This window comes from Pseudomonas sp. HMSC057H01 (assembly GCF_001836405.1).
GTDB classification, from domain to species: Bacteria; Pseudomonadota; Gammaproteobacteria; order Pseudomonadales; family Pseudomonadaceae; genus Pseudomonas; species Pseudomonas aeruginosa.
Window position 1 is genome coordinate 22,157 of record NZ_KV828464.1, and the last position, 7,254, is coordinate 29,410.

Genomic DNA, 7,254 nt, shown 5'->3' on the forward strand with positions numbered 1-7,254 from the left:
CTCGCTCAGCCCGTCAGTGTGCAGGCTGGCCCATGGACTCGCCAGCGCGAATACGCCGGCCCGTTCCGTTAGGACCGGCGAAACGCCGGCATTGCTCCCCGTCCCACGCATTTCAGGCAAAAGGCCAGTTCGGCGGCGGGTCGATAAAACTTTTTCGACCGCGCGGGACTCACACCTTAGGTAAGCAGAAAAAGCCGGCCGCAGAGCCGGCCCTTTTCACCGGATCAGCCTCAAGGAGAAAACCGATGACCACCGTTCAACTGACGGACGTCCAGACCCTTCGCGACCGTGCCCGCAAGAACATCCAGGAAGGCGCGGTCACCGAAGGCTATTCGGCCGATCGCCAGACCGTCCTGCGCCTGCTCAACGAAGCGCTCGCCACCGAGCTGGTCTGCTTCCTGCGCTACAAGCGCCACTACTTCATGGCCACCGGCCTGAAGGCGAGCATCGCCGCCGCCGAGTTCCTCGAGCATGCCAACCAGGAAATGCAGCACGCCGACCAGTTGGCCGAGCGCATCATGCAACTGGGCGGCGAGCCGGACTTCAATCCGCGCGGCCTGGAGGAGCGCTCCCATGCCGAATACGTCGAAGGCAAGACCCTGAAGGACATGGTCACCGAGAACCTGATCGCCGAGCGCATCGCCATCGACAGCTATCGCGAGATCATCACCTACCTCGGTAACGACGACCCCACTAGCCGACGCATCTTCGAGGAAATCCTGGCCCAGGAAGAAGAACACGCGGACGACATGGCCGACATCCTCGACGACCTCGCCTGACGCCAGCAAGTCCCGTCCGAGAGCCGGTGCCCGCAGCGCCGGCTTTTCTTTTCGCCTTATTTATCCAATTTATCGATTAAATAGAGAAAAGCTAACCATCCTTTACGAAATCTGCGACATCACAAAAATAATCAATTAACTTACTGATAAATAATAAGAAAAAATATAATCACCAATATCGATAGACACTATCATCGCACTTCGTTTTTAAATCGATTTATCCGAACTGAAAATGACTCCAACGCAACCAACAACCCACTCGGAGTCACCGTCATGAAAGCTTCCCTGATCCTCGGCCTCGCCCTCGCCACCCTGACCGCCAACGCCGCCTTCGCCGCCGACGGCTCCAGCCGCACCATCGACCGGCTGCACCAGGACATGTCCAGCGTCGAACTGCGCATCGCCGACAACGGCAGCGAGCAGACCATCGACCGCCTGCACAAGGACATGACCAAGGCCGAAGCCCGCCTGGCCGACAACGGCAGCGAGCAGACCGTCGACCGCCTGCACAAGGACATGACCAAGGCCGAAGCCCGTCTGGCCGACAACGGCAGCGAACAGACCGTGGACCGCCTGCATCGCAGCATGAGCCGTTTCGACCTGCGCACCGCCTGACCGCTCGTTACGCCGCAAGGCGCGAGAAAAGCCCGGCTCGATGCCGGGCTTTCCTATTTTCCCATCCCTGTCGCGCTGGGCGCATGGCCCGAAGCAAGCCGCACTCTCCCGCCTCAGACTCCGCTGAACCAGTTGTAGCCCTGGTCCTCCCAGTAACCTCCGGGATTGCTGTTGCTGACGAAGATCTCCACCACGTGCTTGGCGTTCTTGAAGCCGAGCTTGGTGGGAATCCGCAGGCGCAGCGGGTAGCCGTTCTCCTCCGGCAGCGCCTGCCCGGACATCTCCAGCGCCAGCAGGGTCTGCGGATGCAGCGCGCTGGGCATGTCGAGGCTGGAGTAGTAGCGGTCGGCGCACTTGAAGCCGACGTACTTCGCCGAGGTGTCGGCGCCGACCAGCTCCAGGAAGGTGCGCAGCGGCACTCCGCTCCACTGGCCGATCGCGCTCCAGCCCTCGATGCAGATCAGTTGCGTGACCTGGCTGGCCTGCGGCAGCCGGCGCAGTTGCTCCAGGCTCCAGGGGCGCTTGTCGCGGACCCGCCCGGAAACCTGCAGGCGGTATTCCGGCAGGTCGATCTCCGGCACGTTGTAGGCCGGGTAGAACGCGTTGAAGGGGAACGGCGAGACCACCTGCGACGGATCGAAGGTCGGCGCCAGCCGCGTACGGCTGAACAGCCAGGCCTGGACCCGGTCGTTCCAGCGCGACATGGCCCAGAGTACCTTGTCGACCGAATCGCCATCCTGTAGCCGGCACCCCGAGAGCATCGCCAGGGCGCCCAGGGACAGGCCGCCGCGCAACAGCAGGCGGCGTTGCAAATCGACCATCTGTCGCTCGCTGGACGGGTCGATCGCGATCTTCGCGCGCTTCTTCTCCGGCCCCTTCATCCTCCGCTCCTCCGCCCGCGCCGCCACTCGCGTCCGATGATCATCGGCACCAGGGTGCGCGGCACCAACAGCACCAGCAGCAGGTGCACGACGACGAACCCGACGACCCCGGCCATGGCCAGGAAATGCACCCAGCGCGCCCCCTGGAAGCCACCGAACAGCGCGGTCAGCCCGTGCAGTTGCACCGGTTTCCAGATCGCCAGCCCGGACAGCACCAGCAGCGCACCGAGCGCCAGGACCAGCCAGTACAGCAGGCGCTGCACCGCGTTGTAGCGGCCCGGCTCATGGACCAGGCGCAGGCCGAGGGCGAGGCGCAGGTCGCGCCAGACGCCGGCCGCGCTCAAAGGCAGGAAGTCGCGACGAAAATGCCCGCTGGACAGTCCGTAGGCGAGGTAGCACAGGCCGTTGCCAAGCAGCAGCCACATGGCGGCGAGATGCCAGGCGATGGAACCGCCGAGCCAGCCGCCGAGGGTAGCCCAGGCGGGAAAACGGAAATCCAGCAGCGGCGAAGCGTTGTAGATGCCCCAGCCGCTGCCGATCAGGCAGGCCATGGCATAGGCATTGAGCCAGTGGCAGAGTCTCACCGGCCAGGCGTGCAACGCACGGTTCATGGCTTTTCTCCCAGGAAACCCGGCCGGGACGGACGCGCCGTCCCGGCGAAACCTCACATCGGCGGGGTCACGCCGTCCTTGCCGACCGAGATGGCCAGGGCGGTGAGGCTGCCGTCGGCGCCCTTCTGCGGGAACAGCACGACCTTGGCGCCAGGCTTGAGCAGGCTGCGCTCGCCCGGCTCCAGGCTGACGATGGGCACGTCGTCCGGCACCACCACGGTCTTCTCGCCATCGCCGTATTTCACCGTCATGCGCCGGCCCTGGCTGACCACCAGGTTGCCGACCGTACCGTTGGTCATGGTCGAGGCGCTGCCATCGGCGTTCTCCCAGGGCCGGTGGCCTTCGCCGCTGCCGCGCAGGCTGGGGGCGAAGACATGCACCTCGAGGGCCTTCAGGGTGCCGTCGGGCTGCGGCACGGCGGCGGTACCGATGAAGCTGTCGGGCTGGATGTCCTCCGGCTTCGCCAGCGACACGGCGCGGATCGCGGTCTTGTCGGTGAGCCTGACCGTCAGTTGCTGGCCGTTGCGGGCCTTCAGTTGCAGGTGGTCGTCGGCGGCCTGCTGGATGGTGCCGCGCAGCGGCTGCAGCATGCCCGCAGGTGGTTGCGCGGCGAAGCTGGCGGCACTGGCCAGGAGCAGGCCGAAGAGCAGCGCGGGGGAAGCCTTGAGTCGAAGCATCGGTCGATCCTCGGTGGGGTTGAGCCTCGATGGTCGCCCCGCCGGCGGTACCCGGAGATGACTTTCGCATGACAAAAATGTCACCGAGTCCGCGCCGCGCGCTGGCTAGAATGGCGGCGAACGAGGGGGAACGAGACATGCGCATCCTGGTGATCGAAGACGATACGAAGACCGGCGAGTACCTGAAGAAGGGCCTCGGCGAGTCGGGCTATGCGGTCGACTGGTCGCAGCACGGCGCCGACGGTCTCTACCTGGCGCTGGAGAACCGCTACGACCTGGTGGTCCTCGACGTGATGCTGCCCGGCCTGGACGGTTGGCAGATCATGGAAGTGCTGCGCAAGAAGCACGATGTGCCGGTGCTCTTCCTCACCGCCCGCGACCAGTTGCAAGACCGTATCCGCGGCCTCGAACTGGGTGCCGACGACTACCTGGTGAAACCCTTCTCCTTCACCGAGTTGCTGCTGCGTATCCGTACCCTGCTGCGCCGCGGCGTGGTCCGCGAGGCAGAGCAGGTGCAACTGGCCGATCTGCACCTGGACGTGCTGCGGCGCAAGGTCAGCCGCCAGGGGCAGGTGATCGCCCTGACCAACAAGGAGTTCGCCCTCCTGCACCTGCTGATGCGCCGCGAGGGCGAGGTGCTGTCGCGCACCCTGATCGCCTCGGAGGTCTGGGACATGAACTTCGACAGCGACACCAACGTCGTCGACGTGGCGATCAAGCGCCTGCGCGCCAAGGTCGACAATCCCTTCCCGAACAAGCTGATCCATACCGTGCGCGGCATCGGCTACGTCTGCGAGGAGCGCCCGTGCCCGCCCGCCGCTCCCTGACCCTCTACGCGGCGCTGCTGTTCGCCGCGGTGGCGGCGCTGGTGGTCAGCGCGGTCGGTTTCTACCTGTACCGCTCGGTGGAAGAGGCGATGCTGCGGCGCAGCGACGTGATGGTCGCCGGCCGGGTCGAGCACTTCCGCAACCTGCTGCGCGACAACCTCACCCTGGCCGAGCTGAAGGCGCGCCCGCGTCTGTTCGAGAACATGCTCGGTAACGAGCAGGACATCCTGCTCCTCGGTCAGCCCGGCGAGGCGCCGATCGTCGCGGTCAACCCGCGCCACGAACGCCTGCCGTCGCTACGGGTGGTCGCCGCCGGCCAGGCGTTGAATCCGTCCGTCGTGCACGCCGCGCTGACCCACGACGGCGTCCCGATGCGCGTGCTCGCCGCCGAGGTCCTGGTCGGCGGCCGCGAGCCGTTGCAGATCACCGCCGCGCACCTGCTGCTGGGCGAGACGCGGATGCTCGCCCAGTACCGCGACCGGGTCATCGCCGCCGTGCTGCTGGCGTTCCTCGGCACCGCCCTGCTCGGCTGGCTGGTCCTGCGCCACGGCCTGCGCCCGCTGCGCACGCTGGCGGCGAAGGCGGCGGAGATCCATCCGACCAGCCTGGATACCCGCCTCGACGTCGCCGCCGCGCCTGCCGAGTTGCAGCAGGTGGCACAGTCGTTCAACGCCATGCTCGAACGCCTCGACGACGGCTACCAGCGCCTGCAGCAGTTCTCCGCCGACCTCGCCCATGAGATCCGCACGCCCATTGGTTCGCTGATGGGCCACGGCCAGGTGGCCCTGCGCCAGCCACGCAGCAACGAGGAGTACCAGGCGCTGATCGCCTCCAACCAGGAAGAGTTGGAGCGCATCGCACGGATGGTCGAGAGCATCCTGTTCCTCGCTCGCGCCGACGACGTGCGGGCAGCGGTGGAGCGCAGCCGCCTGGACCTGGGCGAAGAACTGCGGCGCCAGGCGGAGTATTTCGAAGGGCTGGCCGAGGAACGTGGGCTGAGCCTCGACATCCAGATCAGCGGCCAGCTACGCGCCGATCCGCAACTGTTCCGCCGGGCGCTGAGCAACCTGCTGGCCAACGCCATCCGCTACGCCAGCGCCGAGAGCCTGATCGAAGTGCGCGGCCTGCGCCGCTCGGGGGAATTCCTGCTGAGCGTGGAGAACGCCTGCGACAGGCTGCCGGCCGAGCCGCTGTCGCGCCTGTTCGACCGCTTCTACCGTGGCGACGCCGCGCGCAGCGACGCCCAGTCCAGCGGTCTCGGCCTGGCCATCGTCCAGGCGATCATGCGCCTGCACGGCGGCCGCGCCGAAGCGAGCGCCCCGGCTCCGGGACGCATCCGCTTCGAGCTGGCGTTCCCGGCTCAGGACTGAGCGGGCTTCTCGCCGGCGTCCGGCTCACCGTCGGAGCGGCCGATATTCGCCGGCGCCTCCACCACCAACTCCTCCGGCACTTCCTCGACGCGCGGGTCGAGGGTGGCGGCCATCGGGCTGACCGTGTCCGGCATCGCCACGTGTTGCAGCGGCGCCTCGTCGACCCGGTGTTCGCCGGTGACGCGCTTGGGCTGCACCCAGAACACCAGCAGCACCGCGTAGCCGGACACCAGCATGTAGAACAGCCCCGGACCGAAGTGGCGCATCAGCGCGCCGGCCACCAGCGGGCCGATACAGGCGCCGACCCCGTAGGTGGTCAGCAGCATCGCCGACAACGCGACCCGGCGCGGCTGCTCGACGTGGTCGTTGGCCAGCGCCACCGCCAGCGGGTAGAGGGTGAACAGCAGCATGCCGGTAACGAACCCGTTGGCCAGCAGCAGCCAGTACGGCAGCGTCACCAGCCCCCACATCGGGATCGAGGCCAGGCACAGCAGCACCGCATTGCCGCGGATCAGCCAACTGCGGTCGAGGCGGTCGGACAGCCAGCCCAGCGGCCACTGCGCACAGAAACCGGCGACGATGCACATGCCGACGAAGAAACTCGATTGCGAGGCATCCAGGCCGTTGCGGTTGGCGTAGACCGGCGCCAGGCCGTAGAAGGCGCCGACCATCAGGCCGGCGATGAAGATGGTGCCCAGCGCCTGCGGCACGCGTTGCCAGAAGAAACGCACTTCCAGCGGCGCGGCGACCAGCTTGGCCGGGTGCACGCGACGGGTCATGGCCAGCGGGATCAGGCACGAGGCGAAGCAGATGGCGACCAGCAGCAACGGCTTGTAGTCGAGGGTCGGGCTCAGCGCCAGCAGGCCCTGGCCGAGCACCAGGCCAAGGTCGACGGCGACCATGTAGCCGGCGAACACCTTGCCGCGCTGGTGGCTCTCGGCCTGCTCGTTGAGCCAGCTCTCGATCACCATGTACTGGTTCATCATCACCGCACCGGTGATGAAGCGCAGCAGCAGCCAGACTTCCAGCTGATCGACCAGGGCATGCAGCAGCACGGTCACGGTGGCAATCCCGGCGCAAGCCACGTAGGAGCGGATATGGCCGAAGCTGGCGATCAGCTTGTGTCCGAATTTTCCACCGCAGACCAGGCCGAAATAGTAGGACGCCATCAGCCCGCCGACCCACAGGTCGCCTGCGCCTTCCTGGGTCAGGCGCAGGCCGATGTAGGTGGTGAACAGGCCGGAGCCGGCCAGCATGAGCAGGGTGGCGGTGTAGAGCGCGGGAAAGGTGACGAGCGGGCTGAACATGACGGTTCCTGGACGGACGGGCCCCACGGCCGGCATCCGCCGAGCATTGATAGGTTCGGGAAGGATCGACGCTGCTGGCCGATCGCGGGCGCAGGCCGTCCTGCGTTCGGCGAGACTCCGACGCCGCGCGGCGGCCGGAAGCCACGTCGCGGCGCACAGGGCGGCATTATCCCCGCTCCGGAGCGGC

At 66.8% G+C, this 7,254-nt stretch carries 8 protein-coding genes; 4 read left to right on the forward strand and 4 right to left on the reverse strand.

Annotated elements, in window-relative coordinates:
• The first annotated feature begins 245 nt into the window (after window positions 1-245).
• A complete protein-coding gene (locus HMPREF2581_RS14330) occupies window positions 246-779 on the forward strand; it encodes a ferritin-like domain-containing protein (RefSeq protein ID WP_004365459.1) in 534 nt (177 codons plus the stop codon).
• A gap of 273 nt (window positions 780-1,052) precedes the next feature.
• Window positions 1,053-1,394, forward strand: a complete 342-nt coding sequence (locus HMPREF2581_RS14335; protein WP_003095507.1) for a hypothetical protein — start codon at window positions 1,053-1,055, stop codon at window positions 1,392-1,394.
• 113 nt (window positions 1,395-1,507) lie between these two features.
• Here the strand turns inward: HMPREF2581_RS14335 and HMPREF2581_RS14340 are convergent, their stop codons facing one another.
• From HMPREF2581_RS14340 to HMPREF2581_RS14350, 3 genes are read right to left on the reverse strand one after another with little or no spacing between them, the layout of a single operon-like run.
• Complete coding sequence (locus tag HMPREF2581_RS14340; protein ID WP_003110934.1) at window positions 1,508-2,275, reverse strand: molybdopterin-binding protein; 768 nt, start codon at window positions 2,273-2,275, stop codon at window positions 1,508-1,510.
• Window positions 2,272-2,886, reverse strand: coding sequence for a cytochrome b/b6 domain-containing protein (locus tag HMPREF2581_RS14345; RefSeq protein WP_003110933.1), 615 nt, complete (start codon window positions 2,884-2,886; stop codon window positions 2,272-2,274). The genes HMPREF2581_RS14340 and HMPREF2581_RS14345 overlap by 4 nt, the downstream gene beginning before the upstream one ends.
• 53 nt (window positions 2,887-2,939) lie before the next feature.
• Window positions 2,940-3,563 (reverse strand): hypothetical protein, encoded by a 624-nt coding sequence (locus HMPREF2581_RS14350; protein ID WP_003095513.1) that lies wholly within the window; start codon window positions 3,561-3,563, stop codon window positions 2,940-2,942.
• 137 nt (window positions 3,564-3,700) lie between these two features.
• Between HMPREF2581_RS14350 and HMPREF2581_RS14355 the strand changes: the two genes are divergently transcribed.
• Together HMPREF2581_RS14355 and HMPREF2581_RS14360 are read left to right on the forward strand one after the other, a co-directional pair.
• On the forward strand, window positions 3,701-4,390 hold the full coding sequence (locus HMPREF2581_RS14355) for a heavy metal response regulator transcription factor (protein WP_003123548.1): 690 nt from the start codon (window positions 3,701-3,703) through the stop codon (window positions 4,388-4,390).
• Window positions 4,369-5,760 (forward strand): heavy metal sensor histidine kinase, encoded by a 1,392-nt coding sequence (locus HMPREF2581_RS14360; RefSeq protein WP_004365465.1) that lies wholly within the window; start codon window positions 4,369-4,371, stop codon window positions 5,758-5,760. Before HMPREF2581_RS14355 ends, HMPREF2581_RS14360 begins: the two co-directional genes overlap by 22 nt.
• Here the strand turns inward: HMPREF2581_RS14360 and HMPREF2581_RS14365 are convergent.
• Window positions 5,751-7,067 (reverse strand): MFS transporter, encoded by a 1,317-nt coding sequence (locus tag HMPREF2581_RS14365; protein ID WP_003095519.1) that lies wholly within the window; start codon window positions 7,065-7,067, stop codon window positions 5,751-5,753. The genes HMPREF2581_RS14360 and HMPREF2581_RS14365 overlap by 10 nt on opposite strands.
• Window positions 7,068-7,254: the final 187 nt, after the last annotated feature.

Bases quoted from the DNA above. Each gene is read 5' to 3' on its own strand.
- HMPREF2581_RS14330 (WP_004365459.1), top strand. From the start codon at position 246: ATGACCACCGTTCAACTGACGGACGTCCAGACCCTTCGCGACCGTGCC.
- HMPREF2581_RS14335 (WP_003095507.1), top strand. From the start codon at position 1,053: ATGAAAGCTTCCCTGATCCTCGGCCTCGCCCTCGCCACCCTGACCGCC.
- HMPREF2581_RS14340 (WP_003110934.1), bottom strand. From the start codon at position 2,275: ATGAAGGGGCCGGAGAAGAAGCGCGCGAAGATCGCGATCGACCCGTCC.
- HMPREF2581_RS14345 (WP_003110933.1), bottom strand. From the start codon at position 2,886: ATGAACCGTGCGTTGCACGCCTGGCCGGTGAGACTCTGCCACTGGCTC.
- HMPREF2581_RS14350 (WP_003095513.1), bottom strand. From the start codon at position 3,563: ATGCTTCGACTCAAGGCTTCCCCCGCGCTGCTCTTCGGCCTGCTCCTG.
- HMPREF2581_RS14355 (WP_003123548.1), top strand. From the start codon at position 3,701: ATGCGCATCCTGGTGATCGAAGACGATACGAAGACCGGCGAGTACCTG.
- HMPREF2581_RS14365 (WP_003095519.1), bottom strand. From the start codon at position 7,067: ATGTTCAGCCCGCTCGTCACCTTTCCCGCGCTCTACACCGCCACCCTG.